This window comes from Cryptosporangium japonicum (genome assembly GCF_039524755.1).
Lineage (GTDB): Bacteria > Actinomycetota > Actinomycetes > Mycobacteriales > Cryptosporangiaceae > Cryptosporangium > Cryptosporangium japonicum.
Genome location: NZ_BAAAGX010000007.1, coordinates 116,012 through 139,758, shown reverse-complemented (window position 1 = coordinate 139,758; position 23,747 = coordinate 116,012). Strand labels below are relative to the sequence as shown.

The 23,747-nt window shown below is 73.1% G+C and carries 27 protein-coding genes and 1 pseudogene; 13 read left to right on the top strand and 15 right to left on the bottom strand.

What is annotated here, in order from left to right; translation table 11 throughout:
* The first annotated feature begins 7 nt into the window (after positions 1-7).
* The 4 genes from ABD437_RS09115 (at position 8) to vanX (ending at position 3,216) form a co-directional block, all read left to right on the top strand.
* The gene (locus tag ABD437_RS09115; protein WP_344648321.1) at positions 8-574 is read left to right on the top strand and encodes a carboxymuconolactone decarboxylase family protein; all 567 of its coding nucleotides are present in this window, start codon (positions 8-10) and stop codon (positions 572-574) included.
* A gap of 73 nt (positions 575-647) precedes the next feature.
* On the top strand, positions 648-1,595 hold the full coding sequence (locus tag ABD437_RS09110) for an NAD(P)-dependent oxidoreductase (RefSeq protein ID WP_344648320.1): 948 nt from the start codon (positions 648-650) through the stop codon (positions 1,593-1,595).
* Positions 1,565-2,587 carry a D-alanine--D-alanine ligase family protein gene (locus tag ABD437_RS09105; protein WP_425558131.1) on the top strand — a complete coding sequence of 341 codons (1,023 nt, stop codon included), beginning with the start codon at positions 1,565-1,567 and terminating at the stop codon, positions 2,585-2,587. Before ABD437_RS09110 ends, ABD437_RS09105 begins: the two co-directional genes overlap by 31 nt.
* A complete protein-coding gene (gene vanX, locus ABD437_RS09100) occupies positions 2,584-3,216 on the top strand; it encodes a D-Ala-D-Ala dipeptidase VanX (RefSeq protein WP_344648318.1) in 633 nt (210 codons plus the stop codon). The genes ABD437_RS09105 and vanX overlap by 4 nt, the downstream gene beginning before the upstream one ends.
* Here the strand turns inward: vanX and ABD437_RS09095 are convergent.
* The 3 genes from ABD437_RS09095 to ABD437_RS09085 all read right to left on the bottom strand — a co-directional run bounded on the left by ABD437_RS09095 (position 3,185) and on the right by ABD437_RS09085 (position 5,625).
* Positions 3,185-4,264, bottom strand: coding sequence for a sensor histidine kinase (locus ABD437_RS09095; protein WP_344648317.1), 1,080 nt, complete (start codon positions 4,262-4,264; stop codon positions 3,185-3,187). The two genes, vanX and ABD437_RS09095, sit on opposite strands and share 32 nt — an antisense overlap.
* The gene (locus tag ABD437_RS09090) at positions 4,257-4,916 is read right to left on the bottom strand and encodes a response regulator transcription factor (RefSeq protein ID WP_344648316.1); all 660 of its coding nucleotides are present in this window, start codon (positions 4,914-4,916) and stop codon (positions 4,257-4,259) included. The genes ABD437_RS09095 and ABD437_RS09090 overlap by 8 nt, the downstream gene beginning before the upstream one ends.
* A 160-nt stretch (positions 4,917-5,076) precedes the next feature.
* The gene (locus tag ABD437_RS09085; RefSeq protein WP_425558124.1) at positions 5,077-5,625 is read right to left on the bottom strand and encodes a TetR/AcrR family transcriptional regulator; all 549 of its coding nucleotides are present in this window, start codon (positions 5,623-5,625) and stop codon (positions 5,077-5,079) included.
* Between the two features lie 98 nt (positions 5,626-5,723).
* Between ABD437_RS09085 and ABD437_RS09080 the strand changes: the two genes are divergently transcribed.
* Positions 5,724-6,638: an NmrA/HSCARG family protein gene (locus tag ABD437_RS09080; RefSeq protein WP_344648314.1), complete on the top strand. Its 915-nt coding sequence runs from the start codon at positions 5,724-5,726 to the stop codon at positions 6,636-6,638.
* Here ABD437_RS09080 and ABD437_RS09075 read toward each other — a convergent pair.
* Positions 6,573-7,202: a DedA family protein gene (locus ABD437_RS09075; protein WP_344648313.1), complete on the bottom strand. Its 630-nt coding sequence runs from the start codon at positions 7,200-7,202 to the stop codon at positions 6,573-6,575. The two genes, ABD437_RS09080 and ABD437_RS09075, sit on opposite strands and share 66 nt — an antisense overlap.
* A gap of 122 nt (positions 7,203-7,324) precedes the next feature.
* Here ABD437_RS09075 and ABD437_RS09070 point away from each other — a divergent pair.
* Positions 7,325-8,019: pseudogene (locus tag ABD437_RS09070) on the top strand (tyrosine-protein phosphatase).
* On the opposite strand, the gene ABD437_RS09065 reads toward ABD437_RS09070, so the two are convergent.
* Genes ABD437_RS09065 through ABD437_RS09045 form a run of 5 tightly spaced genes read right to left on the bottom strand, consistent with a single transcriptional unit; the run spans position 8,012 to position 13,949 of the window.
* Positions 8,012-8,698, bottom strand: a complete 687-nt coding sequence (locus ABD437_RS09065; RefSeq protein WP_344648312.1) for a VOC family protein — start codon at positions 8,696-8,698, stop codon at positions 8,012-8,014. The pseudogene ABD437_RS09070 and the gene ABD437_RS09065 overlap by 8 nt on opposite strands.
* Positions 8,695-10,251 carry a long-chain-fatty-acid--CoA ligase gene (locus ABD437_RS09060; protein WP_344648311.1) on the bottom strand — a complete coding sequence of 519 codons (1,557 nt, stop codon included), beginning with the start codon at positions 10,249-10,251 and terminating at the stop codon, positions 8,695-8,697. Before ABD437_RS09060 ends, ABD437_RS09065 begins: the two co-directional genes overlap by 4 nt.
* 22 nt (positions 10,252-10,273) lie before the next feature.
* A complete protein-coding gene (locus ABD437_RS09055; RefSeq protein WP_344648310.1) occupies positions 10,274-11,203 on the bottom strand; it encodes a winged helix-turn-helix transcriptional regulator in 930 nt (309 codons plus the stop codon).
* Positions 11,204-11,223: 20 nt separating this feature from the next.
* On the bottom strand, positions 11,224-12,741 hold the full coding sequence (locus ABD437_RS09050; protein ID WP_344648309.1) for a carotenoid oxygenase family protein: 1,518 nt from the start codon (positions 12,739-12,741) through the stop codon (positions 11,224-11,226).
* Complete coding sequence (locus ABD437_RS09045) at positions 12,738-13,949, bottom strand: acetyl-CoA acetyltransferase (RefSeq protein WP_344648308.1); 1,212 nt, start codon at positions 13,947-13,949, stop codon at positions 12,738-12,740. Before ABD437_RS09045 ends, ABD437_RS09050 begins: the two co-directional genes overlap by 4 nt.
* Before the next feature lie 109 nt (positions 13,950-14,058).
* Between ABD437_RS09045 and ABD437_RS09040 the strand changes: the two genes are divergently transcribed.
* From ABD437_RS09040 to ABD437_RS09020, 5 genes are all read left to right on the top strand, one after another.
* Positions 14,059-15,246 carry an acetyl-CoA C-acyltransferase gene (locus tag ABD437_RS09040; protein WP_344648307.1) on the top strand — a complete coding sequence of 396 codons (1,188 nt, stop codon included), beginning with the start codon at positions 14,059-14,061 and terminating at the stop codon, positions 15,244-15,246.
* Positions 15,243-16,124, top strand: coding sequence for an SDR family NAD(P)-dependent oxidoreductase (locus tag ABD437_RS09035; protein WP_344648306.1), 882 nt, complete (start codon positions 15,243-15,245; stop codon positions 16,122-16,124). The genes ABD437_RS09040 and ABD437_RS09035 overlap by 4 nt, the downstream gene beginning before the upstream one ends.
* A complete protein-coding gene (locus ABD437_RS09030; protein ID WP_344648305.1) occupies positions 16,121-16,972 on the top strand; it encodes a DUF1295 domain-containing protein in 852 nt (283 codons plus the stop codon). The genes ABD437_RS09035 and ABD437_RS09030 overlap by 4 nt, the downstream gene beginning before the upstream one ends.
* Entirely contained in the window at positions 16,969-17,802 is an 834-nt protein-coding gene (locus ABD437_RS09025) for an acyl-CoA thioesterase (protein WP_344648304.1), read from the top strand. The genes ABD437_RS09030 and ABD437_RS09025 overlap by 4 nt, the downstream gene beginning before the upstream one ends.
* A 167-nt stretch (positions 17,803-17,969) precedes the next feature.
* Positions 17,970-18,824, top strand: coding sequence for a DUF72 domain-containing protein (locus ABD437_RS09020; protein ID WP_344648303.1), 855 nt, complete (start codon positions 17,970-17,972; stop codon positions 18,822-18,824).
* Positions 18,825-18,863: 39 nt separating this feature from the next.
* Here ABD437_RS09020 and ABD437_RS09015 read toward each other — a convergent pair whose 3' ends face one another.
* Both ABD437_RS09015 and ABD437_RS09010 read right to left on the bottom strand, forming a co-directional pair.
* Positions 18,864-19,256 carry a DUF427 domain-containing protein gene (locus tag ABD437_RS09015; protein WP_344648302.1) on the bottom strand — a complete coding sequence of 131 codons (393 nt, stop codon included), beginning with the start codon at positions 19,254-19,256 and terminating at the stop codon, positions 18,864-18,866.
* Between the two features lie 28 nt (positions 19,257-19,284).
* Positions 19,285-20,082: an SAM-dependent methyltransferase gene (locus ABD437_RS09010; protein ID WP_344648301.1), complete on the bottom strand. Its 798-nt coding sequence runs from the start codon at positions 20,080-20,082 to the stop codon at positions 19,285-19,287.
* A 123-nt stretch (positions 20,083-20,205) separates the two neighbouring features.
* On the opposite strand from ABD437_RS09010, the gene ABD437_RS09005 reads away from it, so the two are divergent.
* Positions 20,206-20,751 (top strand): glutathione peroxidase, encoded by a 546-nt coding sequence (locus tag ABD437_RS09005; RefSeq protein WP_344648300.1) that lies wholly within the window; start codon positions 20,206-20,208, stop codon positions 20,749-20,751.
* A complete protein-coding gene (locus tag ABD437_RS09000) occupies positions 20,748-21,620 on the top strand; it encodes an NAD(P)-dependent oxidoreductase (protein ID WP_344648553.1) in 873 nt (290 codons plus the stop codon). Before ABD437_RS09005 ends, ABD437_RS09000 begins: the two co-directional genes overlap by 4 nt.
* On the opposite strand, the gene ABD437_RS08995 is transcribed toward ABD437_RS09000, so the two are convergent.
* The 4 genes from ABD437_RS08995 to ABD437_RS08980 all read right to left on the bottom strand — a co-directional run bounded on the left by ABD437_RS08995 (position 21,617) and on the right by ABD437_RS08980 (position 23,725).
* Positions 21,617-22,024, bottom strand: a complete 408-nt coding sequence (locus ABD437_RS08995; protein WP_344648299.1) for a DoxX family protein — start codon at positions 22,022-22,024, stop codon at positions 21,617-21,619. The two genes, ABD437_RS09000 and ABD437_RS08995, sit on opposite strands and share 4 nt — an antisense overlap.
* Before the next feature lie 8 nt (positions 22,025-22,032).
* Positions 22,033-22,446 (bottom strand): RDD family protein, encoded by a 414-nt coding sequence (locus tag ABD437_RS08990; protein WP_344648298.1) that lies wholly within the window; start codon positions 22,444-22,446, stop codon positions 22,033-22,035.
* 25 nt (positions 22,447-22,471) lie between these two features.
* The gene (locus ABD437_RS08985; RefSeq protein ID WP_344648297.1) at positions 22,472-22,942 is read right to left on the bottom strand and encodes a hypothetical protein; all 471 of its coding nucleotides are present in this window, start codon (positions 22,940-22,942) and stop codon (positions 22,472-22,474) included.
* A 213-nt stretch (positions 22,943-23,155) separates the two neighbouring features.
* On the bottom strand, positions 23,156-23,725 hold the full coding sequence (locus tag ABD437_RS08980; RefSeq protein ID WP_344648296.1) for an RNA 2'-phosphotransferase: 570 nt from the start codon (positions 23,723-23,725) through the stop codon (positions 23,156-23,158).
* Positions 23,726-23,747: the final 22 nt, after the last annotated feature.

Genomic DNA, 23,747 nt, shown 5'->3' with positions numbered 1-23,747 from the left:
TCGGAGCATGACCGGCTACCTCACCGACCCGACCGCCTCGGCGGAGAGCGACGCGCTCTTCGCCGAGGACGAGGCCGACCTCGGCTACGTGATGAACACGACGCGCCTGTGGGCCCACGACCCGGCGGCCGAACGCGGCCTGTTCGCCCTGCTGGGCCAGGTCACCGCGGGCACGTCGCTGGACTTCCGCCGCCGCGCGATCCTGGTCTCGGCGACCGCGTCGGCGTTCGGCGACCCGTACTGCTCGCTGGCCTGGGGTTCCCGTCTGGCCGGCGTCGCGGGCGACGACGTGGCCGGCGCGGTGCTCTCCGGCGACGACTCCGGCCTGCCGGCCGCCGACCAGGCGATGGCCCGCTGGGCCCGCCGCGTGGCCCGCGCCCCCCACGCCACCACGGCCACCGACGTCGACGAGCTGCGCGAGGCCGGTTTCCCGGACGCGGAGATCTTCGCGATGACCGTCTTCGTCGCGCTGCGGCTGGCCTTCTCCACCGTGAACAACGCCCTCGGCGCCACCCCCGACGACCGCCTGCGCGCCGACGCCCCGCCGGCCGTCCGGGCCGCGATCCCCCGCTGAACCACGGCCCCTATCGCGGGGGTATCCGGAAGCGCATACCCGGTCGCAACGCCGCGCTGGCTTGACTGCCCGCATGAGCCGAATCGCGATTTACGGGTGCGGGCCGGACGAGGCCGCGGCGTTCCGGGCGGCGGCGCCCCGGTACGGGATGGAGCCGGTCGTCATCGAGGCGCCGGTCGCCGCGGAGAACAGCGGGCTGGCCGCCGGGAGCCGGTGCGTCAGCGTCGGTCACCGGACGCGGCTGACCGGGCCGGTGCTGGCGGCGTTGAGCCGCGCCGGCGTCGGCTACGTCTCGACCCGCAGCGTCGGGGTCGACCACATCGACACCGGGTTCGCCCAGCGGGTCGGGATCACGGTCGGGACGGTGGCCTACTCGCCCGGCAGCGTGGCCGACTACACCGTGATGCTGATGTTGATGGCCCTGCGCGACGCCAAGTCGACGGTGCTGCGTGCCGAGGTCCACGACTACCGGCTGAACGAGGCGCGCGGGCGGGAGCTGCGTGACCTCACGGTCGGCGTGGTCGGCGCCGGGCGCATCGGGTCGGCGGTGATCACCCGGCTGGCCGGCTTCGGCGGCCGGATCCTCGTCCACGACGTGGCCGCGGCGGACTCGGTGCCGCTCGACGAGCTGCTGCGCGCGAGCGACGTCGTGACGCTGCACGTGCCGCTCACCGCCGCGACCCGCCACCTGCTCGACCGGACCCGGCTCGAACGCTGCAAACCGGGCGTGGTCCTGGTCAACACGGCCCGCGGCGCGCTGCTCGACACCGAGGCGCTGCTCGCCGCGCTGGAGAGCGGCCGGGTCGCCGGCGCCGCACTGGACGTCGTCGACGGGGAGGACGGCATCTTCTCCACCGACCGGCGGAACGACCCGATCGGGCACAAGGCGCTGCTGCGCCTGCAGGAGCGGCCGAACGTCATCGTCAGCCCGCACACCGCCTACTACACCGACCACGGTCTGCGTGACGTCGTCGAGAACACCCTGGTCAACTGCCGGAACTTCGGAAGCGGGGAACAGTGAAGGTCGGAATCCTCTTCGGAGGTGCCTCGGAGGAGCACGCCGTGTCGGTCAAGTCCGCGCGGGAGGTCGCGAAACACCTCGACCCGGCGAAGTACGAGCCGGTCTGGGTCCGGATCACCCCGGAGGGCGGCTGGCGGTGGTGCGACGGGCCGGACGCGGACGACGGGGCGAAGGCCGTGCTCTCCCCGGACCGCGGCGACCACGGACTGCTCGTCGACGGGCGCGGCCCGGTGCGGCTGGACGTGGTGCTGCCGGTGCTGCACGGCCGGTTCGGCGAGGACGGCGCGGTGCAGGGCCTGCTGGAGCTCTCCGGCATCCCGTACGTCGGCTGCGACGTGCCGAGCTCCGCGCTCGCCATGGACAAGTCGCTCGCGTACACCGTCGCCCGCGCCGCCGGGATCGGCACGCCGGAGTTCCGGGTGCTCACCGACGACGAGAAGCTCGACGGGCTCACCTGGCCGCTGTTCGTGAAGCCGGCCCGGTCCGGGTCGTCGTTCGGCGTCAGCAAGATCGAGCACCCCGACGAGCTGCCCGACGCGGTGCGTGCGGCCCGGCGGTTCGACAGCAAGGTGCTGGTCGAGGCGGCCGTCGCCGGTCGCGAGGTCGGGTGCGCGGTGCTGGGCGACGACCCCGACCTGATCGTCGGCGAGCTGGACCGGGTCGCGCTCTCGCACGGGTTCTTCCGGATCCACCAGGAAGAGACACCGGAGACCGGGTCCGAGAACGCGACGTTCGTCGTCCCCGCCGACCTCTCCGACGTGTCCCGTGCGCTGGTCCGGCGGACCGCGACCACCGTGTACCGCGCGCTCGGCTGCCGGGGCCTGGCCCGCGTCGACCTGTTCCTGACCGACGCCGGCACGGTCGTGCTCAACGAGGTCAACACGCTGCCCGGGCTCACCTCGTACAGCCGCTACCCACGCATGATGGCCGCCGCGGGGTTACCGCTGCCGGCCGTGCTGGACCGGCTGATCACGCTGGCGCTGGCCCGATGAGCAACCGGTTCGTGTTCGTCGACGAGTTCGTGCCCGGCATCCGCTGGGACGCCAAGTACGCCACCTGGGACAACTTCACCGGCCGGCCGCTGGACGGGTACCTGGCCAACCGCATCGTCGGCACCACCGCGCTGTGCGAGGCGCTGGACCGCGCCCGGGTGGAGGCCGAGTCGTCCGGGTTCGGGCTCCTGCTCTGGGACGGCTACCGGCCCCAGCGCGCGGTCGACGCGTTCCGGCGCTGGTCGGAGAAGCCGGAGGACGGCCGGACGAAGCAGCGGCACTACCCGAACATCGACCGCGCGGACATGTTCACCCAGGGGTACGTGGCCGCCCGGTCCGGGCACAGCCGTGGGAGCACCGTCGACCTGACGCTGTTCCACCGGGTCGGCGGGGACCTCGCCGCGATGGGCGGCGACCACGACCTGATGGACGTGGTCTCCCACCACGGAGCGGCCGGGATCGCGGCGCCCGAGACGACCAACCGCCTGATCCTGCGCTCGATCATGGAGGCCTGCGGTTTCCGCGCCTACGAGAGCGAGTGGTGGCACTACACGCTGGTCGACGAACCGTATCCGGAGACCTATTTCGACTTCCCGATCACGGTCGGTCGCGGGGTAGCCGGACCGTGACGCGCAGGCCGCCGCCGTCGCGTGGGTCGAGCCGGAGCGTCCCGTCGTGGGCCCGCACGATGCTCTTCACGATGGCCAGCCCGAGACCGGCGCCGGCCTGGTCGGTGTGCACGCGCGCGGTACCGCGGGTGAACCGCTCGGTGAGCGTGGCGACCAGCTGCCGGCCGAGGACGTCGCCGGTGTTCTCCACGGTGAGCACGACGGACCCGCCGTCGACGGCGGTGCGCACCAGCACGGTGCCGTCCGCGGGCCGGTTGTGCACGATCGCGTTGTGCAGCAGGTTCGTCGTGAGCTGCAGCAGGAGCGCGGGCGAGCCGAGGGTGGGGGTGACGTCCCCGGTCGTCACCACGCGCACCCCGTTCTTCTCGGCCAGCGGCAGGAGCGTCTCGCCCGCCTCCTCGGCGAGCAGCGACAGGTCGACCGCCTCGCGGGTGAACACGCGCTGGTCGGTGCGGCTGAGCAGCAGCAACGCCTCGGTGAGCTCGATCGCCCGGCCGTTGACGGCGCGGAGACGGTCGTCGAGCTCACCGGCGCGGCGCCCGGGATCGCTGCGGGCGACGTCGAGGAGGGTCTGCATGATCGCCAGCGGGGTCCGCAGTTCGTGGGACGCGTTGGCGGCGAACCGCTGCTGCTCGGCGACGTCGGCCTCGATCCGGGCGAGCATCGCGTCGAAGCTGTCGGCGAGTTCGCGGAACTCGTCCGAGCGGCCCTCCAGCTCGATCCGGTGCGACAGCGACCCGCTCGCCGCCCGGCGGGTCGCGGCGGTGATCCGGGCCAGCGGGGCGAGCATCCGCCCGGCCAGGATCCAGCCGCCGATCAGCCCGAAGACCAGCAGGAACACCATCACCTGGGCGGCGCGGGGAAAGAACGCGACCTGCAGGGCGTAGCGGGTGGGGCCCATCAGGGGCCGGTGGCCCGGCGGGTCGGGAACGTAGCGCAGCAAGAACACCCACACCGCGCCGAGCAGCAGGACCCCCGCGACCATCAGGAAGCCGGCGTAGCTGAGCGTGAGCTTCATCCGGACGCTCAACCCGGGTCTCCTAGCCATCGATGCGGTAACCGACGCCCGGCACGGTGGCGATCACCCACGGCTCGCCGAGCCGCTTGCGCAGCGCCGAGACCGTGATGCGCACCGCGTTGGTGAACGGGTCGGCGTTCTCGTCCCAGGCCCGTTCGAGCAGGTGCTCGGCGCTGACGACGCCACCCTCGGCGGCCAGCAGCACCTCGAGGACCGCGAACTGTTTGCGGGTGAGCGCGACGTAGCGGCCGTCGCGGTAGACCTCGCGCCGGAACGGGTCCAGGCGCACGCCCGCGAGCTCACGCACCGGCGGACGGCGGTACGCGCGGCGCCGGTCGAGCGCGCGCAGCCGCAGCACCAGTTCGCGTAGCTCGAACGGCTTGGTGAGGTAGTCGTCGGCGCCGAGCGCGAAGCCCGACGTCTTGTCGTCGAGGCGGTCGGCCGCGGTGAGCATCAGGATCGGCGTGTCGCGGCCCGAGGAGACGATGTGCTCGGCGATCTCGTCACCGGACGGGCCGGGCACGTCGCGGTCGAGGACGGCGATGTCGTACTGGTTGACGCCGAGCAGCGCCAGCGCGGTGTCGCCGTCACCGGCCACGTCGGCCGCGATCGCCGCCAGCCGCAGCCCGTCGCGGATCGCCTCGGCCAGGTAGGGCTCGTCCTCGACGAGGAGTACACGCATGCTCTCAACCTACGAGCCGGCGCCTATCTTTTCCGTATCAGGAGCTCGGCGAGCAGGTCGCCGGCGGCGTCGAGGATCTCCCGGTCACCGGTGATCGACAGTCGGCGGCTCGGCCACCCGCGGCCGCGCCGAGTTCGCCGGACGCGGCCGGTCGGGGCGGTCAGTCGGGGCTCACGCCGGTGATCGTGAGGTGCAGCAGGCGGCGGGACTCGGCGGCGCGGTCCGGGTGGTGCTCGGTGGCCAGCGCGATGCCGGTGACGAGCGTGAGCAGGTCGGCGATCGTCACCCCGGGCGTCAGCGTGGCCGCGGCCCGGCGCACCAGCGGGTCACCGGCCCGGGTGAGCCGCGCCGTGGCGCAGTGCTCGTGGGGTTCGCCCGGGTCGGCGACGTGATCGCGGTTGAGGGCCTCGGCCACGCCCCGGGTGGTGGCGGCGAACGCCAGCACGGCGTCGAGCCAGTCGATCAGCGCGGCGCGGGGATCGGGCCGGTCGGCCAGCTCGCGCGCCCGCACGTCCAGCGCGTCGATCCGGGTGCGGAAGACCGCCTCGAGCAGGGCGTGCCGGGTCGGGAAGTGCCGCCGGACGGTGCCGGACCCGACCCCGGCGGTGCGGGCGATCTGCTCCAGCGACGCGTCGGCACCCTGCTCGGCGACGGCACGCGCGGCCACGTCCAGGAGCAGCGCGTAGTTGCGTCGGGCGTCGGCTCGCACCGGCACTCCTCTCGGTTGCTAAGTGGCGGACCCCGCCGTATCTTAGCCACAGAGAAACGGCGGGCCCCGCCGTTTACGGGATCCGAAGGAGGAGCGCGATGTCCGCTCCCGTTCTTGTCGTCGGCGCGACCGGACAGCAGGGCGGCGCGACCGCCCGTGCGCTGCTCGCGGCCGGCGTCGGTGTGCGTGCGCTGGTGCGCGACCCGGCGAAGGCCGACGCCGTCGCCGCGCTCGGCGCCGAACCGGTGATCGGCGACCTGCGCGACCGAGCCTCGCTGACCGCCGCGGTGGACGGCGTCCGCGCGGTGTTCTCGATCCAGATGGCCGAGGTCAAGGACGGCGCCTACGACTTCGACGGCGAACTGCGGCAGGCCACGAACCTGATCGGGGCCGCCAGGGCCGCCGACGTCGCGCAGTTCGTGCACACCTCGGTGTCCGGATCGGACCGGCTGGCGAGCGCACCCGGCTACGAGACCGGCCGGTGGGCCCCGATGGAGCCGTACTACGCCGCCAAGACCGGCATCGAGAACCGGGTGCGCGACGCCGGGTTCCGGTACTGGACGCTGGTCAAGCCGGCGTTCTTCATGGAGAACTTCCTGCCCTCGGCGCGCTACCTGCTGCCGCGCGGCGTCGAGGGCGGCATCGCGACCGTGCTGCGGCCGACCACCCACCTGTCGCTGGTGGCCGTCGACGACATCGGGGCGACGGTCGCCGCCGCGGTCGCCGACCCGCCGCGCTTCCACGGCGTCGAGCTGGAACTGGCCGGCGACTACCGGTCGATGACCGAGATCGCCGCGGTGCTCTCCCGCGCGGTGGGTGTGCCGTTCACCGCGCCGGACCTGACCGAGGCCGAGGCGCTGGACGCCGGGATGCCGCCGTACGCCGGGTTGTCGCACGAGCTCCTGAACGAGGCCGGGCAGCCCGCGCGCCCCGAGTTCGCCCGCGCGCTAGGAATCCCCGTCACCTCGTTCGACACCTGGGCCGGCGAGCGCATGGCGGCGGCGTCGGCGTAGCACGAACCAGCCCGCGACGAGCACGACCACGAGCGCTCCGACGTACCACTGGTAGCGGCGCAGCGTGGCCTCGACCTCGGAGAGATGGCCGCCGACCAGGTAGCCGGCGGTCGTCCAGGTGCCGGCCCAGAGCGCGGCGCCGAGCGCCTCGAACGTGGCGTAGCGCCGCCACGGCATGCCGGTGGCCCCGGCCACCAGGCCGCCGAGCTGGCGCATTCCGTCGACGAACCGCGCGATCGTCACGACCACCGACCCGCGCCGCGACAGGAACGCCTCCACGCGTTCGAGGCGCGTCTCGGTGAGGCGCACGTACCGGCCGAACCGCAGGATCAGCGGCCGGCCGCCCTTCCGGCCGATCCAGTAGCCGATGTTGTCGCCGATCACGGCCGCGGCGAACGCGACCAGGCCCACGCCGACGACGTTCAGCTTCCCGGTTCCCGCCAGGCCCGCGGCCAGCACGACCGCGGTCTGCCCGGGAGCCGGGATCGCGAAGCCCTCGACCAGCACCAGCACGGCCAGGCCCAGGTAGCCGTAATCGCTGACCAGAGCGGTGATTCCGTCCATCGTCCCTCCCGCGGGAACGATAGCGGGCGCCGTCGAGGGATCCCCCCGTCCACCCGGAGGATCAGGGCACCGTGTCCTCAGTGGCGCGTTCCCGGCGTGCGGTGCCGCCCTAACCTGGACCCATGAGCCGGGAGCTGTCGTGGGACGGGTGTGTCAACGTTCGTGACCTCGGTGGGCTGGGGCGGGTGCGGCCCCGGGCGGTCGTCCGCATGGAGGCGCCGACCACGCTGAGCGCCGCGGGCTGGGCGGCGGCCTGGGACCACGGCGTCCGGACGGTCGTCGACCTGCGTTCCGCCGAGGAGTGCGACCCGGACGTCGCGCCCCGGCCGGCGGGCATCACCACCGTGCGGGTGCCGCTGGAGCCGATCGGGACGCCGTTCCACGACCACTGGGTGGCGATCGACAACCTGGCCTCGCCGCTGTACTACCCGGCGATGCTGGCCGAGCACCCGGAGCCGGTGGTCGCGGCCGTCCGGGCGGTCGCGACCGCGGCGCCCGGTGGGGTGGTGATCCACTGCGCGGGGGCAAGGACCGCACCGGGCTGGTGACGCTGGTGCTGCTCGCGCTGGCCGGCGCCACCCCGGACGAGATCGCGGACGACTACCTGATGACGTTCGAGCGGATGGCCGAGCGGTACGCCGCGCTCGGCCATCCCGACGTGCTGGGCCGGGTCCGCCGGCTGCTCGCCGAGCACGGCACCACGGTCGAGGCGTCGCTCGCGTCCACCGTCGCCGGGCTCCGGATGCCGGATTTCCTGCGCGACAACGGGCTTCCCGACGCCGAGCTCGCGGCGCTGCGCGCCCGCCTGCTCAGCTGACCGTGAAGCGGACCCCGTTGATCTCCACCGGCTCCGGTGCCGGGCCGGGCGCGCGCAGCTCGACGGCGGCCAGCATCGTGCGCGGCCCCTCGGCGAACCGCACGGTCCGGGTGCCGAGCCGCAGCTGCCCGCCGGTGACGTCGGCGTCGAACACCGCGCCCCAGCGGCGGGCCTGGGCAGCCGGGTCGGGCGAGTGCAGCGTCACCCCGCGGACGTCGTCGATCACCGGGGCCGGCGGCTCGACGACCGGGATGTCGTCCCAGAACCAGGCCGACGGGTCTCCGATCTCGTCCAGCTCCACGAGCAGCCCCATGTCCCGCGGGTGCAGCTGCACGATCCGGCGGCCGTAGGCCTCCAGGTCGGCGGCGAGGCGGACGCCGTCGGCGAGGGCGCGGTCCACGAACGGCTGCACCAGCGGCACCTGGATCGACACCGCGTATCCGCCGCCACCGCCGCCCTTGCGCAGCCAGTTCGCGAGCGACACGTCGTCGCGCAGCGGGGCGACGACCTCCAGGTGGGCTTCGCTCCCGACCCGGATCGTCTCGTCGGCCAGGCCGATGTCGTCGAGCAGCGGGTCGGCGAACCCGGGCGCCAGCCCGAACGTCTCCCGGAGCTGTTTGCCGGTCACCTCGGCGTCGGACGCGCCCAGCACGACCTGCCGGAGAATGGGGAAAGTCATGAGATCGCCCTCTCGCGTCCGGCCCAGTACGGTTCGCGCAGCTGCCGTTTGAGCAGCTTCCCGGACGGGTTGCGCGGGAGGTCGGCCACGACCTCCACCGACGTCGGGCACTTGTAGTGCGCCAGCCGTTCCCGGCAGTGCGCGATGATCGCCGCGCCGTCGACCGCGGCCCCGGCCCGCGGCACCACCACCGCGAGCGGCGTCTCGCCCCACCGCTCGGACGGCACCCCGATCACCGCCACCTCGAGCACGTCGGGGTGCGCCATGATCGCGTTCTCGACCTCGGCCGGGTACACGTTCTCGCCGCCCGAGCTGATCATGTCCTTGATCCGGTCGGCGAGGAACAGGTAGCCGTCCTCGTCCAGGTAGCCGGCGTCCCCGGTGCGGAACCAGCCGCCGGGAAAGTACGCTCCGGCCTCGCCGCGCTTCCAGTAGCCCGGGGTGACGGCCGGGCCGCGGGTCACGACCTCACCGGTGGTGCCGGCCGGCACCGGCTCACCCGTCACCGGGTCGACCACCGCCACGTCGACGCCGGGCACGGCCCGCCCCGCCGAGCGCAACGTCGACCCGGCCCCGACCACGTGGTCGTCGGCGCCCAGGATCGTCGTCACGCCGATCGTCTCGGTGAGCCCGTAGCTCTGCGCGAGCTTCGCCCCGAACACCGTCTGCGCGCCCACCATCACCGACTCGGAGATCGGCGAGCCGCCGTAGACGACCCACTCGACGCTCGAGTAGTCCGCCGCCGACGCCTCCGGCGAGGAGATGAACAGCTGCATCACGGTGGGCACCATGATCACGTGGGTGGCCCGGTGCCCGACGATCGAGGTGATCAGCCCGGCCGGGGTGACCTCGGTGAACTGGACGATCCGGCCGCCCGCGGCGAGCGCGATGAGCGACCAGCCGCCGGCCGCGATGTGGTAGTAGGGCGTCGGGACGAGGCTGACCGAGGCCGACGACACGTCGAACTGGGTGCCGAACGCGCCGACCGCCCAGAGGAACCCGGCGACCGTCGTCATGACGCCTTTCGGGCGGCCGGTGGTGCCGGAGGAGTACATGATGCTGAACAGGTCGTCGCCGGTGGAGTCGCGGTGCGGGTCGTCGGCCGGTGCGGCGGCCACGAACTCCTCGTAGGTGGAGCCAAGCACCAGCCGGAGCCCGGCGAACGACGCCGGCACCAGGGGCACCAGGTGTTCCTCGACCAGCAGCGCGGCCGGGGTCACGTCGTCGAGGATCCACTCCACCTCCGGCGCGGCCAGCCGGAAGTTCATCGGCACGACGACCAGCCCGGCCTTCGCGGCGGCGAAGAACAGTTCCCAGTACTCGGTGGCGTTGCGGGCCAGGTACGCGACCCGGTCGCCGGGCGCCAGACCGGCGTCGATCAGGCCGGAGGCCAGCGCGTTGGAGCGCCGGTCCAGCTCGCCGTGGGTGACGTTGCGGCCGTCGCCGACGACGGCGGGCGCGTCGGGGGTCGACCGGGCGGTGGTGCGGAGAAGGTCGGCGAGGCTCTCGGCGTTCGCGACGGCATCGGCGACGGGGTTGGAGGGACTGCTCATGCCTCTCCTTTGAAGCGTTGAGTCAAACGATCCGGACGTCACGTCGGTGCACGACGGTGCTGCACTGGTCGCAGCGGAACTGCGGGTCGAACTCGGCACCGCAGGTGGTGTGGGTCTCCAGCAGCGCCGGGCCCTCGGGGGAGCGGAACCAGCGCTGGCTCCACTGCAGGGCGGTGGCCACGACCGGGAAGAACGCCCGACCTTTCTCGGTGAGGTGGTATTCGGCCCAGTCGGGCCGCTTGTCGTTCTGGGTCGCGGCCAGCACGTCGATCGCGACGAACGCCCGGAGCCGGTCGGCGACGAGCGTCGGCGGCGCGGACAGGGCCTTCTCGAAGTCGGTGAACCGGGTGATGCCCCGGAACGCGGCCCCGATCAGCGCGGACGCCCACCGGTTGCCGAGGATCGTCATCGTGTCGGGGAACAGCCCGGCGGCGCCGCTGACCTGTTCGGAGTCCCAGCGCCGGCGGGTGGAGGCCTCCGGCACCGAGCGGGCCCAGTTGCCCGACGGCCCCCACTCCGCGGCGATCTCGCGCGCGGCCGCGGGTTTGCCGCACGACGCGCAGGACAGGACCGGGGCGAACTCCCGTTCGCAGACGGTGTGCACCATCCGCGGCAGGTCGTGCCCCGGTACCCACTTCCGCTCCCAGTCCCAGATCGCGAGCATGAACGGCCAGAGCGACCGGCTGCGCGGTGTGGTGAGGTACTCCGCGCGCAGCGGGTTGGACTGGTAGACGTTGCGCTCGAGCAGCCCCTCCCGGGTGAGGAGGTTGAGCCGGGCGGTGAGCACCGCGTTGCTGATCGGCATCGCGGCCTTGAACTGCCCGTAGCGGGTGACGCCCAGCAGCGCCTGCTGGATCAGCAGCAGCGTCCACTCGTCGCCGAGCAGGCCGAGCATCTTGCCGACGGCGTTGGGGCCGCCGGGCTCGAGTTCGGTGGGCTGCTCGTCGCTCATCAGGGTGTCCTTCGGTGGGGTTACAGGCCGACCGCCGCCGCGGCGGTGTCTGCATCCTGCCAGCGACGCAGCTCGGAACCGGCGGCCCACGTCGAGTGGGTGCCGCTGGAGATCCGCTCCGGCAGCTTGAGCTTGCAGACCGGCCCGTCGGCGATGCGTGCGGCGTCGAGCACCACGCAGTACGACGCGTCGGCGTTCATGTCGGTGGTGAGCGTGACCAGGTACCCGTCGTCCTCGCCGGAGCCGCCGACGCGGGGCGCCATCGCGGTCTCGCTGCCGTAGACGCCGTCGCCGAACGACAGGTGCTCCTCGGCGCCGGTCTTCAGGTCGTGGCGGACCAGGCCGTCGAAGAGGAACCAGGCCGGTTTGCCGGTGGCGGCCCAGACGTACCGGTAGTCGCGGCCGGCGTGCTCGCCGTTGATCATGCCGAACTCGGTCACCCGGTCCGAGCGCTGTTCCTCGCGGACGGCGCCGGTGACCAGGTTCAGCCGCCAGCGGTGCAGGCGGGACTGCATCCGGTCCAGCGCCAGGAACCGGAACGCGCGCTGCCACTTGTCGCCCATGCCGTTGTCGGCCGGCTCCGGGTCGCCTTGGAAGAAGCCGTCGAGCACGATCTCGTCGCCGTCCTCGTAGGCGTTCGTGAAGTGCAGGACGTACGTGGACTCGGCCTCGAACCACCGGATCTGATCGGTCCCGCCGCGACGCGGGATCACCGCGAACCGGGCCGGCACGTCCCGGTGCCAGCGCGGCGCGTGCACGCCCCGCTCCAGCGCGGCCGGGTCCCAGAACAGCGGGAGGTCGTTGAGGATCGCGTAGTTCTCGGTGAACGCCATGTCGTGCGGCAGCCGCGGGCCGGGCAGCGGCACGTCGACGTAGTGCACCAGCGCGTTGTCCGCGTCGACGACGCCGTAGTGCATGTACGGCGCCTCCTTGCTGTAGTTGAAGAACAGCAGCTCGCCGGTGCGGTCGTCGACCTTGGGGTGGGCCGACACGCCCCACTGATACGGGAACCGGCCGCCCCAGTCCTCCTTGCCGCGCGTCTGGCCGCTGTACGGGTCGACGCGGTACAGGTCGCCGCACTGGTAGAAGCTGGTCAGCGCGGTGCCGCGGTGCACGATGACGTCGGTGCTCGACGCGTCCTTCATGCGTCCGCGTGCGCCCCAGCCGTCGTCGCGGCGGGAGAGCGCCGGGTTCTCCGACACGCCGGCCCAGAGCGCCTCGCCGGCCTCGTTCTCGGCGAGCAGCCCGTCGGTGCGCACGAACCGGTTGCGGTAGAACGTCCTGCCGTCCCGGAAGCCGACGACGTGCACCATGCCGTCGCCGTCGAACGGGTGGTAGTTCTTCACCGACGGGTGCAGCGGGTTCTCGGTGTTGCGCAGGTAGACGCCGTCCAGGTCGGCGGGCACCTCGCCCTCGACGACCTCGAGGTCGTCCGCGCTCCACTCGGTGGTCTGCGGACGCCACGGACCGGTGCGGTACGGGTGGTCGTCGTCCCCGGGGAGCGTGGACAGCATCCGGCCCACGATCTCGACGCTCATGCCATCTCTCCTGATCCCACGACGAGGCTGACCGTGGTGGCCGTGCTCCCGCCGAAGTTGAGCGTGCCGAAGGTCTTGGCGCCTTCGACCTGGTAGTCGCCGGCCCGGCCGGAGACCTGTTTGGTCGCGTCGAGCAGCATCCGCACGCCCGAGGCGCCCACCGGGTGACCGCCGCCGATCAGCCCGCCGCTGGGGTTGATCGGCAGCCGGCCGCCGATCGCGATGTCGCCGTTCTCGACGGCCTTCCACGACTCGCCGGGACCGGTGAGCCCGATGTGGTCGATCGCGAGGTACTCGCTGGGGGTGAAGCAGTCGTGGGTCTCCAGGCCGTCGAGGTGCTCGAGCGTGATCCGGGCCCGCCCGAACGCGTCGCCGACGGCCCGGCGCAGGTGGGGCAGCACGTACGGATCGTCGGCGGACCGGTCGAACTTCGGCCGCATCGACAGGCCGACCGTGCGGTGGCCCCAGCCCAGGATCCGCGCCCACGGCCGCAGGTGGGGGTGGCGCCGCAGGTAGTCGTCGGTGACCAGCACGACGCCCGCGCCGCCGTCGGTGATCTGGCTGCAGTCGAACCGGCGCACCCGGCCCTCGACCGTCGGGTTGGCCCGGTCGTCCGCGGTGAGCGGCGGGACGTCCCAGCCGCGGGTCTGCGCGTTCGGGTTGCGGCGCGCGTTGGCGAAGTTGAGCTCGGCGATCGCGCGCAGGTGCTGCTCGTCCAGCCCGTACCGGTTCGCGTACTCGTCGGCGACCAGGCTGAACATGTGCGGCCACATGAACTTCACGCCCTCGCCCTCGTGGCCGGTCCAGGCCGCGGTGCCGAGGTACTGGGCCGCGGTGTCACCCGGGACCGTCTTCTCCAGCTCGACGCCGACGACCAGCGCGGTGTCGTAGTGGCCGGCGTTCAGGTCGGCCATGGCCGCCAGCGCCGCGATCGAGCCCGACGCGCAGGCCGCTTCGTGCCGGGAGGCCGGGGTCTCCCAGAGGTCGTCGCGGACCGTGGCCGGCATCGCGCCGAGGTGGCCCTGCATCGCGAAGAGCTCACCGAAAGCATTGCCGACGTGCACGACGCCGATCTCGCCGCCGGGGAGGTTCGCGGCCTCGAGGGTGCCGTCGACGACCTCGCGGGTCAGGTCGGCGAGGTCCGCGCCCTCGCGGGTGAGGTTTCGGGCGAAGTCGCTCTGGTAGCCGCCGAGAACCCAGATGCTCATTGGTCCGCTCCTTCGCGTCCGCTGCTGCCGCTCTTGCGTCTAAGCTACAACTAGCAGAGTATCTCCCGCTGTTGAAGCGTGAATTTTCCTCGGCGATGAGGAGACATCGATGACGTTCGTTCTCGACTACGTCCGGACCCCGCGGGGCAGAGCGTCGGCCAAGGGGTCGTTGCACGACGTCCCGGCGGTGGACCTCGTCGTCGGGCTGCAGCGGGAGCTGGCCCGGCGCACCGGCCTGGACACCGGGCAGGTCGAGGACGTCGTCCTCGGCTGCGCGTCCCAGGTCGACGAGCAGGGCGCCGACCTGGCCCGCACCGCGACGCTGCTGGCCGGCTGGGGCGACCGGGTGCCGGGCGGAACGCTCAACCGGTTCTGTGCGTCGGGCATCGACGCGGTGGGCCAGACCGCGGCCCGGATCCGCGCCGGTGACCTGCGGCTGGCCGTGGCCGGCGGCGTCGAGAGCGTCTCCCGGGTGCCGATGTTCGCCGACCGGGGCCCGCTCTGGACCGACGCCGAGACCGTCCGCCGGATCGGTTCGGTGCACATGGGCATCGCCGCCGACCTGAACGCCACGATCGAGAAGTTCACCCGCGCGGAACTCGACGCGTACGGCGTCGAGACCCAGCAGAAGGCCGCCGCGGCCCGGGCCGGTGGCGCGTTCGCCCGGTCCCTGGTGCCGGTGGCCGGCCTCGACCACGACGAACTGGTCCGGCCGGGCACGACGCTCGACGGGCTGGCCGCGTTGCCGCCGGCGTTCGCCGGGCTCGGGAAGGACGGCCAGGACGCGATCGCGCTCGGCGCCTACGACGGGGTCGACCACATCGACCACCTGCACACGGTGGGCACCTCACCGGCGATGGCCGACGCGGCCGCGCTGCTGCTGCTCGGCGACGCCGACGCGGCCCGGCGCACCGGCCTGCGGCCCCGCGCCCGGATCGTCGGCGCCGCCACCACCGCGGTGAACCCGGTCGTCATGCTCACCGCCGGGCAGAGCGCGGTCGAGGCCGTGCTCGCCCGGGCCGGCCTGACCCCGGCCGACGTCGACGTGTTCGAGTTCGCCGAGGCGTTCTCCGCGCTCTGCCTGCGTTTCCGGCGCGACCTGGACGCCGGGCCGGACCGGCTCAACCCCAATGGAGGCACGATGGCCATGGGCCACGCGTTCGGCGCCACCGGCGCGATCCTCGTCGGCAGCTGCGTGGAGGCGCTCGAGGACCGCGGCGGCCGCTACGGCGTCGCCGCGGTCTCCGGCGCCGCCGGGCTCGGCGTCGCCGTGCTGATCGAGCGGCTCGCCGCGTGAGCGCGCTCGACGGCCGCGTCGTGATCGTCACCGGCGCCGGGAAGGGGCTGGGCCGGGCGTTCGCGCTCGACGCCGCGGCGCGCGGGGCGAAGGTCGTGGTCAACAACCGCAACCGCGTCGTCGACGACGCCGGGCGCGGGCCGGCCGACCACGTCGTCGCCGAGATCCGCGCCGCCGGGGGAGACGCCGTCGCCGACCACGGCGCGGTCGAGGACCCGGCCACCGCGGACCGCCTGGTCGCGACCGCGCTCGAGCGGTGGGGCCGCCTCGACGGCCTGGTCACCAGCGCCGCGGTCAGCGGCCCGCAGATGCTGCACAGCACCACGCCGGAGAACCTCCGCACCGTGCTGGACGTCAACGTGGTCGGCACCGTGCTGGTCACCGCCGCGGCCTCCGCGGTGATGCGCAAGCACGGCGGCGGCCGGATCGTGCTGGTCGCGTCCACCGCGGGCCTCCACGGCGAGCCGACGGTCTCGGCCTACGCGGCCAGCAAGGGCGCGGTCATCGCGCTCGGTCGCACCGCCGCCGTCGAGGGCGCGCGGCGGGGCGTCCACACGAACGTGGTGCTGCCGTACGCCACCACGCAGATGACCGCGTCGGGCATGGACCCGCGCTACGCCGGCCTGATGCGCGCCGAGGCGGTCGCGCCCCTGGTCAGCGCCCTGCTGGATCCGGCGTCGGAGGTCAACGGCGAGGTGATCGTGGCCGCCGCGGGTGGCATCCGGGTCGCCGACGCCGTCGAGGGCGGCACCGTGCGCTTCCCCGCCGACGGGGTCGGCCTCGCCGCCGCGCTGGCCGCGAGCCGCGCCGGTGACCGGCACACCTATCCCGAGGCGCAGGCCGCGTTCCAGGACTTCGCGAAGGAGCTTCGGCCGTGAACTGGTCCGGGTTCGCGCTGAACGTCGCGCTCTGCGTCGTCGCCGCGCTGGTGTATTTCGGTGTGCTGATGGCGGTGGCGATCCGCATCCGCAACCAGTCGATCATCGACATCTTCTGGGGCCCCGGGTTCGTGCTGATGGCCGTGGTCAGCTACCTCGCCTCGACCGGCTCCGGCGACGACCTGCGCCGTGGCGTCGTGCTCGCGCTGACCGCGATCTGGGGGCTGCGGCTGGGCGTCTACATCGGCAACCGCAACCGGGGCCACGGCGAGGACAAGCGCTACACCGCGCTGATGCGTCACCGCACCGGATCGCTGGTCGGGTTCCTGATCCGCAAGATCTACGGGTTGCAGGGCGTGCTGCTGCTCGTCGTGTCGATCCCGGTGCAGCTGGCGATGTACCAGTCCGCGTCGCTGGGCGTGCTCGGCGGGCTGGGCATCGCGGTCTGGACGGTCGGATTCCTGTTCGAGGCGGTCGGGGACGCGCAGCTGGCCCGGTTCAAGAAGGACCCGGCCAACGCGGGCCGGATCATGGACCGCGGTCTCTGGGCCTGGACCCGGCACCCGAACTACTTCGGGGACACCGTCGTCTGGTTCGGGCTCTGGCTGCTGGCGCTCGGGCACCCGGCCGGTCTGCTCACCGTGGTCTCACCGATCGTCATGACGGTGCTGCTGCTCCGGTTCAGCGGCAAGGCGCTGCTGGAGCGGCGCATGCGCCGCCACCGCGGCGCGGCCTTCGAGGATTACGTGGCGCGTACCAGCGGCTTCTTCCCGCTCCCGCCGAAGAAGCGACCGGCCGCCGCCGGGCCCGGTGCGCCGGCGCGGAGCGTGGAGCCGGGGGCCGGATGACGTCGCTGGCGGCGCTGCTCGACGTCGAGGCGATCGGGGAGGGCCGGTACCGGGGCGAGAGCGACGGGATGCCGTTGCCGCAGCCGTTCGGCGGCCGGCTCGTCGGCCAGTCGGTCGTCGCGGCCGGGCGGACGCTGCCCGCCGACCGGGCCGTGCACACGGTCCGCACCACGTTCCTGCGTGCCGGTCGCATCGGCCACCCGGTGACGCTCCAGGTGGAGCCGCTGCGTACCGGGCGCCGGGTCTCGGTGCTCGAGGTCGGCGTCCACCAGGACGGACGCGAGTTGTGCCGCTCCTGGGTGACGGCGGCGGCCGACGTACCGGACGGCGTGCGGCACGCGGCCGCGCCGGCGGTCGTCGCCGGGCCGGACACGAGCACGCCGCTGGCCGGGCTCGCCGTCGACGACGGTGGCCTCGGCGCACTCTGGGACGGGTTCACCGCGGTCGACGTCCGCGTCGCCGGCACCGGCGAGGACGGCCGGGTGCACGTCTGGATGCGGTGCGACGCGCTACCGCCCGATCCGCTGCTGCACCGCGCCGCGACCGCCTACGCCAGCGACCTGATGCTGATGGCGACGGTCGTGGCCCGCCACGGTGTCCCGGTGGGGCACGAACGCTCGCTCGCCGCGGAGTGGAACGCGGTCTCGCTCGACCACGCGCTGACGTTCACCGGCGACGGGCGGGCCGACGACTGGCAGCTGTTCAGCCAGTTCTCACCGAGCGCGCGGGGCGGGCGCGCCGTGGTCACGGCCACGGTCTCCGACCGCGCCGGCCACCCGTCCGCCGACGTCAGCCAGCTGGCCCTGGTCTGGCCGAGGGCGTCGGAGTGATCGTCTCCGGGCCGGGGTGAGCGTCTCCGGGCCGGGTGAGCGTCTCCGGGCCGGGGTGAGCCTCCGTGCGGGGTGAGCGCCTCCGGGCGGGCGTGAGCGGGCGCGGGCGGTGGATGTCGGTGGGGGCGCGTAGGGTGGCCGCACGGTCGGCGGCGGAGGGAGTCGGGGTGCGGCTGGCGGTGGGGTGCGCGCAGTGGACGCACAAGGCCTGGCCGAACCACGCGCTGCCGTCCGCGGAGCGGCTGCGCGCCTACGCGCGGTGGTGCGACGCGGTGGAGGGCAACACCACCTTCTACGCGACGCCCTCCGCGGCCACCGTGGCCGGCTGGGCGGCCCAGACCGACGAGGATTTCCGGGTCCTCCCGAAGTTCCCGCGCACCGTCACGCACGAGGGCCGTTTCCAGGGCGTCGAGAAGGACGTCCGGGCGTTCCTCGACGCGATGGAGCCGCTCGGCGCTCGCGCCCACGCGCTCTGGGTGCAGTTGCCGGGCGCATTCGCCCCGGCCGACGTGCCCGCGCTCGCCCGGTTCCTGCGCCGCCTGCCGCCGTCGTTCCGCTACGCGGTCGAGGTGCGCCACCCGGCGTTCTTCGACGACGCGCACGCCGCGCGCGAACTCGAGGCCGTGTTGCGGGCGTCCGGCACCGAGTGGGTGCCGTTCGACACCACCGCGTTCTTCGCCACCCCGCCCACCAGCGACGCCGAACGCGACGCCTGGACGAAGAAGCCGCGGGTCGCGAAACGCGAGGCCGCGCTCACCGACCGGCCGATCGTGCGCTACCTCGGCCGGGACGACCCGGCCCGCACGGCCGAGGGGTGGCGGCCGTGGGTGGCCCGGGTCGCGGCGTGGCTGCGTGAGGGCCGGTCACCGACCGTGTTCGTGCACACGCCCGACAACGTCGAGTCGCTCGCGCTGGCCCGCCGTTTTCACACCGCCGTGCGGGCCGAGGTGCCGGCGCTCGACGCGCTCCCCGAACCCCCACCGGTCGAGCCCGAGCCGGTCGAGTCGATGACGTTGTTCTAGCCGCGCCCGGGGGAGAACTGGGCGCGGCCGGTGAACGGCTCAGGCGCGCTGGCCCTCGGCCTCGACGTCGATCGAGTCGACGCGGCCGTCCCAGAACGCCACGTGGCCCTTGATCGCGGCGACCGGGCCGTAGGGCTCGGCGTACTCCCAGACCGCGTCGGTGGCCTTCTCCCCGCCGAGCGGGATCGAGTAGTAGCTCGCGTCGCCCTTGTACGGGCAGTACGACTCGTACGAGCTGCGCTCGAGCAGCGACTGGTCGACGTCGGCCAGCGGCACGTACTGCACCGGCGGATAGTTCGATTCCTGCAGCGTGAGCGCGTTGCGGGTGTCGGCGACGACCTTTCCGGCCACCGTCACGACGACCCGGTTGTGGTTCGGCGTGACCGTGATCGGGTGGTCGGGTCCTGGCTGAAGTACCGGCTTGTCAGTCATAGAAGCTAGATGGACGCGCCGCCGCGAATTATTCCTTCCGGCCCACCGCGCCGTAACACCCGACGTGCGAGGGGTCCGGTCGGTCGGCCTCCGGCAACGGCGAGCGCCAGTCGGTGATGCACACCAGGCCCGGGTCCACCAGCTCGGTGCCCTCGAAGAACGGCCGGATCTCGGCGTCGGTCCGCATCTGGAACGTGGCCAGCCGCTGGAACTCCGGCACGTCGGCGAGCGCGTCCGCGGTCATGAAATCGGCGGTGCCGTGGCTCATCACCAGGTAACTGCCGCTCGGCAGCGCGTCGAGCAGCGTCCGGGCGGCGGCGAGCGGGTCCTGCGCGTCGGGGATCAGGTGCACGAGCGCGACGAGCATCAGCGCGACCGGCTCGCCGAGGTCCAGCACGCTTCCCCGCGACGCCGCCGACAGGATGTCGTCGGGGCGGAGGAAGTCGGATTCGAGGAACTGGGTGCGGCCCGGCGCCGAGCCGCCGAGCAGGGCCCGCGCGTGAGCCATCACCAGCGGGTCGTTGTCGACGTAGAGCACGCGCGACTCCGGGGCGACCCGCTGCGCGACCTCGTGCACGTTGTTCGCGGTGGGTAACCCGGTGCCGACGTCGAGGAACTGGCGGATGCCGGCCTCACCGGCCAGGTACTCCACCGCCCGCCCGAGGAACGCGCGGTTCTCCCGCGCCCACATCGGCGTCCACGGGTAGAGCGCGGCGATCTGGTCGCCCGACTCGCGGTCGACGGCGAAGTTGTCCCGCCCGCCGAGCCAGTAGTCGTACCGGCGCGCGGCGTGGACGACGGTGGTGTCGATGCGGTCGCCGGTCATCGCGGCCCTCCCGGTCTCTCGCGATAGGACGCTCACCCTAGCGTGTGACCCACACCACCGGTGTCGGCGATCCTCGTTACGGTTAGGGTTTCGGTACCAATCGGTACGGGAGGGGAAGCCGGTATGACCGCGATCTCGGACATTCCGCTGCGCACGATCACCGGCGAGGAGACCAGCCTCGCCGCGTTCGACGGCCAGGTGCTGCTCATCGTCAACGTCGCCTCGAAGTGCGGCCTCACCCCGCAGTACGAGGGCCTGGAGAAGCTGCACGAGCAGTACCGCGACCAGGGCTTCGCGGTGCTCGGGTTCCCGGCGAACGACTTCGCCGGTCAGGAACCGGGCACCGACTCCGAGATCGCCGAGTTCTGCACCAGCACGTTCGGCGTCCAGTTCCCGATGTTCTCCAAGATCGCGGTCACCGGCGAGGCCAAGCACCCGCTGTACCGGCAGCTCACGGCCGCGATCGCCGAGGCCGAGGGCGACAAGGCGACGCACCGGGCCAAGCTCGCGGGGTACGGCCTGCCCACCACCGAGGACCCCGAGGTGCTCTGGAACTTCGAGAAGTTCCTGCTCTCGCGCAGCGGCGCGGTCGTGGGGCGGTTCGCGCCCAGCCTCACCCCCGACGACACCCGGCTGGTCAGCGCGGTCGAGCGCGAGGTCGCGCAATAGGTCGCCTCGCGCTGGTCGGCGCCGGGCGGATGGGGCTGCCGATCGTCCGGGCGCTGGTCCGGGCCGGGCACGATGTCCGGGTGTCCGACCGGCGGCCCGAGGTGGCGCCGGCCGTCCGGGACGCCGGCGCGCGCTGGGCGCCCGACGACGTGACGCGGGGCGTCGACGTCGTGTTCACCGCCCTGCCCGGCAACCCGGAGCTGCGGGCGTCGATGCCCGGCCTGCTCGACGCGATCGGGCCCGGTGTCACCTGGATCGACCTCACCAGCACCGCACCCGACCTGGGCCGGGAGCTGGCCGGTGCGGCGCGGGCCCGCGGCGTCGAGGTCCTCGACGCCCCCCTGGGTGGCGGCCCGGCCGCCGCGTCCGACGCCGCCCTCACGCTCTACGTGGGCGGCCGGGCCGAGGTGCTGGACCGGCACCGCGCGCTGCTCGGCGCGTTCGCCGACCGGATCCACCACTGCGGCGAGCCCGGCACCGGCTACCTCACCAAGCTGCTGGTGAACGTGCTCTGGTTCACCCAGGCCGCCGCGGTGACCGAGGTGTTGCTGCTCGGGCAGCGGGCCGGGCTGGCGCCGGGGGTGCTCGGCGAGCTGCTGGGCGACGGTCCCGCGTCGAGCGACTTCCTCCGGGACTACCTCCCGGCTCTCCTCGCCGGGGACGGGCTGCGCTCGTTCGGCCTCGACCGCGTCGTCGAGGAGCTGGACGCAGTGCGGTCGGCCGCCGCGGCCGCCGGATCGCCGTACGTCGTCGCCGGTGCGGTCACCGACCTCTACCGCGACGCGCTCGCGCACTTCGGCCCGGTGGACGGCGAGCTGCTCGGCGCGGCGTACCTGGAACACCTGGCCGGCCGCCGGCTCGCGGATTAAGGCGTCCGCGGGTCCCGGAGTTTCCTCGTGGACGCCAGGGCCCAGGCGATCAACGCCGGCTGGCCGAGCAGGCGCACGGCGCGCTTGGTGTCGGTGTCCAGGCCGAACGCGTCCTTGTGCTCCACCAGCTGCGCGATGTTGCCGGGAAACACCGCGACGAAGAACCCGGCGACGAGCCAGCCCAACCGGCGCCGGGCCGGCTGCGTCCACGTCGTCACCAGCGCCGTGCCCAGCGCGAGCTCCACGACCCCCGACGCCAGCACGACCGTGTCGGGATCGGCCGGGAACCAGCTCGGCACCTGCGCCTGGAACTCCTCGCGCAGCGCGGTCAGGTGGGCCGTACCCGCGGTGAGCAGCACCGCGCCGAGCGCGGCCTGCCCGGCCACGCGAAGAACCTTGGACACCGGACTCCTCAGGGTCGGCCGACGACGAGCGTGTGGGCCAGCATGTCGCCGATCCGCCGCCGCCGCTGCGAGTTCACTACCACCACCAGTGCGACGAGATACCCGCATCCGCCGTCGACGACGCGCGCCGCGGTGCGCACCACCGCTTTCAGCAGCCCCGGCGGCCGCCCGGTGACCTCGTCGACGACCTGGATGCGCATCAGCATCTTGCCGAGCGTGCGACCCAGGTAGGCCTCCATCAGCACGTAATAGAGGACGGCCACCACCAGCCAGGCCACGCCGAACCGGGGCGAGAGCTGCACGAACTCCAACCCCGTCCGGGGGTGCGCGTCGGCCGCGCCGAACGCCCGGTGGACGAGCGCCAGGAAGACGGCGTCCGCGAGCGTGGCGACCACGCGGCGATCGGTGACCCTGACGTCCACAAAAGGGACGTTAGACCCAGACGCCTCAGGTGAACAGGCGCCGCTTGGCTTCCTCGAACTCTTCCTTGCTCATCTGGCCCACCTGCACCAGCTGCCAGAGCCGGCGCAGCTCGTCGCCGGGGTCGGGCGCGGCGGCCGGGGGTGGGGGCGGCGGGGGAGCGAGCATCCCGGTGCGTGCGGCCTCCAGCGTGGCGCCCAGCCGGTAGAAGTCGTCCGCCCGGCCGTTACGGAACGCGACCGCGAGTTCGGCCCGGGCGCGCCGCCCGTCGGAGCTGGTGATCTCGACCCGGAACTGCCCGCTGGTGAACCGCGAGGGGCGGACGTCGATCGCCGTGATGTCCTGCACGTGGGCGCGGCGATCGCTCGGGCGCACCGGTTCACCGCGGCGCTGGATCGTGATCCAGGTGCCGTCGAAGGTGATTTGTTCGGAGTGACCTTCGACGCACAGCGGCTGGTGCGGGCTCGGTAGCGGGTACGGCGGCAGAGGGCTGGCCACAGGGCGAAGTTATGGGAGTGCGTAGCGCGACGTCTGGTGTTTTCGGCGGACCTGGACGTCCTGCTTCCGGAGGATGACCGGACGGCTAACAGGAACCAACTGTTCGTCCGTAGCGAGGGACTTGTGAGACGGGATCCGTCTCATTTGCAAGTTGCATACTGCGCCCTAGTACGCAATAACAAGCCCATACAAGCATCTGACCAGCCCGGACATTCAGCGCACCGAGGTCGAGGAAGGCTCGGACGCCCCGAAACCGGACGGTTCGCCGAGATATCGCTGCGGCACCGCGTCGACGAGCCACACCCCGTTCTCCGAGCGGTAGAACACGTGCCCGTCGCGCGCCATCGCGGCAGCGTCCACGGTCAGGATCGTGACCGCGCCCCGACGCCGCGAGCCGACCCGGTGCGCGGTGGCCTCGTCCGGCGAGAGGTGGACGTGGTGACGCGTCCCGCGGTGCAGCCCGGTGGCGCGGATCGACTCCAGCGCGGTGGCGCTGGTGCCGTGGTAGAGCACGGCCGGGGGGCGCGCCGGGGCGTAACCGAGCTCGACCGTCACCGAGTGTCCCTGGTTCGCCCGCACCCGGCCGTCGGCGACCGCGAAACGGTGTTTGTCGTCGAGGGCCACGACCGTGTCGAAGTCGGCGCGGTCGATGCGCAGCGCGGCCAGAAATTCGTCGACGGCGACCCAGCCGGCCGGGTCGAGCGTCAGGCCGAAGCGGCCCGGCTCGTGCCGCAGCGCGAGCGACATCCGTTTGCTGAGCGTGACGCGCCGCCGATGGTCCATGGGATCAGTGTGGACCCGCTGG

What these genes read in the sequence shown, in the direction of transcription:
- ABD437_RS09015 (WP_344648302.1), bottom strand. Translation starts at nt 19,256, where the DNA reads ATGACTGACAAGCCGGTACTTCAGCCAGGACCCGACCACCCGATCACG.
- ABD437_RS09115 (WP_344648321.1), top strand. Translation starts at nt 8, where the DNA reads ATGACCGGCTACCTCACCGACCCGACCGCCTCGGCGGAGAGCGACGCG.
- ABD437_RS09005 (WP_344648300.1), top strand. Translation starts at nt 20,206, where the DNA reads ATGACCGCGATCTCGGACATTCCGCTGCGCACGATCACCGGCGAGGAG.
- ABD437_RS08980 (WP_344648296.1), bottom strand. Translation starts at nt 23,725, where the DNA reads ATGGACCATCGGCGGCGCGTCACGCTCAGCAAACGGATGTCGCTCGCG.
- ABD437_RS09045 (WP_344648308.1), bottom strand. Translation starts at nt 13,949, where the DNA reads ATGAGCATCTGGGTTCTCGGCGGCTACCAGAGCGACTTCGCCCGAAAC.
- ABD437_RS09080 (WP_344648314.1), top strand. Translation starts at nt 5,724, where the DNA reads ATGTCCGCTCCCGTTCTTGTCGTCGGCGCGACCGGACAGCAGGGCGGC.
- ABD437_RS09110 (WP_344648320.1), top strand. Translation starts at nt 648, where the DNA reads ATGAGCCGAATCGCGATTTACGGGTGCGGGCCGGACGAGGCCGCGGCG.
- ABD437_RS09055 (WP_344648310.1), bottom strand. Translation starts at nt 11,203, where the DNA reads ATGAGCGACGAGCAGCCCACCGAACTCGAGCCCGGCGGCCCCAACGCC.
- ABD437_RS09050 (WP_344648309.1), bottom strand. Translation starts at nt 12,741, where the DNA reads ATGAGCGTCGAGATCGTGGGCCGGATGCTGTCCACGCTCCCCGGGGAC.
- vanX (WP_344648318.1), top strand. Translation starts at nt 2,584, where the DNA reads ATGAGCAACCGGTTCGTGTTCGTCGACGAGTTCGTGCCCGGCATCCGC.
- ABD437_RS09075 (WP_344648313.1), bottom strand. Translation starts at nt 7,202, where the DNA reads ATGGACGGAATCACCGCTCTGGTCAGCGATTACGGCTACCTGGGCCTG.
- ABD437_RS09060 (WP_344648311.1), bottom strand. Translation starts at nt 10,251, where the DNA reads ATGAGCAGTCCCTCCAACCCCGTCGCCGATGCCGTCGCGAACGCCGAG.
- ABD437_RS09095 (WP_344648317.1), bottom strand. Translation starts at nt 4,264, where the DNA reads ATGGCTAGGAGACCCGGGTTGAGCGTCCGGATGAAGCTCACGCTCAGC.
- ABD437_RS09025 (WP_344648304.1), top strand. Translation starts at nt 16,969, where the DNA reads ATGACGTCGCTGGCGGCGCTGCTCGACGTCGAGGCGATCGGGGAGGGC.
- ABD437_RS09040 (WP_344648307.1), top strand. Translation starts at nt 14,059, where the DNA reads ATGACGTTCGTTCTCGACTACGTCCGGACCCCGCGGGGCAGAGCGTCG.
- ABD437_RS09065 (WP_344648312.1), bottom strand. Translation starts at nt 8,698, where the DNA reads ATGACTTTCCCCATTCTCCGGCAGGTCGTGCTGGGCGCGTCCGACGCC.
- ABD437_RS09010 (WP_344648301.1), bottom strand. Translation starts at nt 20,082, where the DNA reads ATGACCGGCGACCGCATCGACACCACCGTCGTCCACGCCGCGCGCCGG.
- ABD437_RS09090 (WP_344648316.1), bottom strand. Translation starts at nt 4,916, where the DNA reads ATGCGTGTACTCCTCGTCGAGGACGAGCCCTACCTGGCCGAGGCGATC.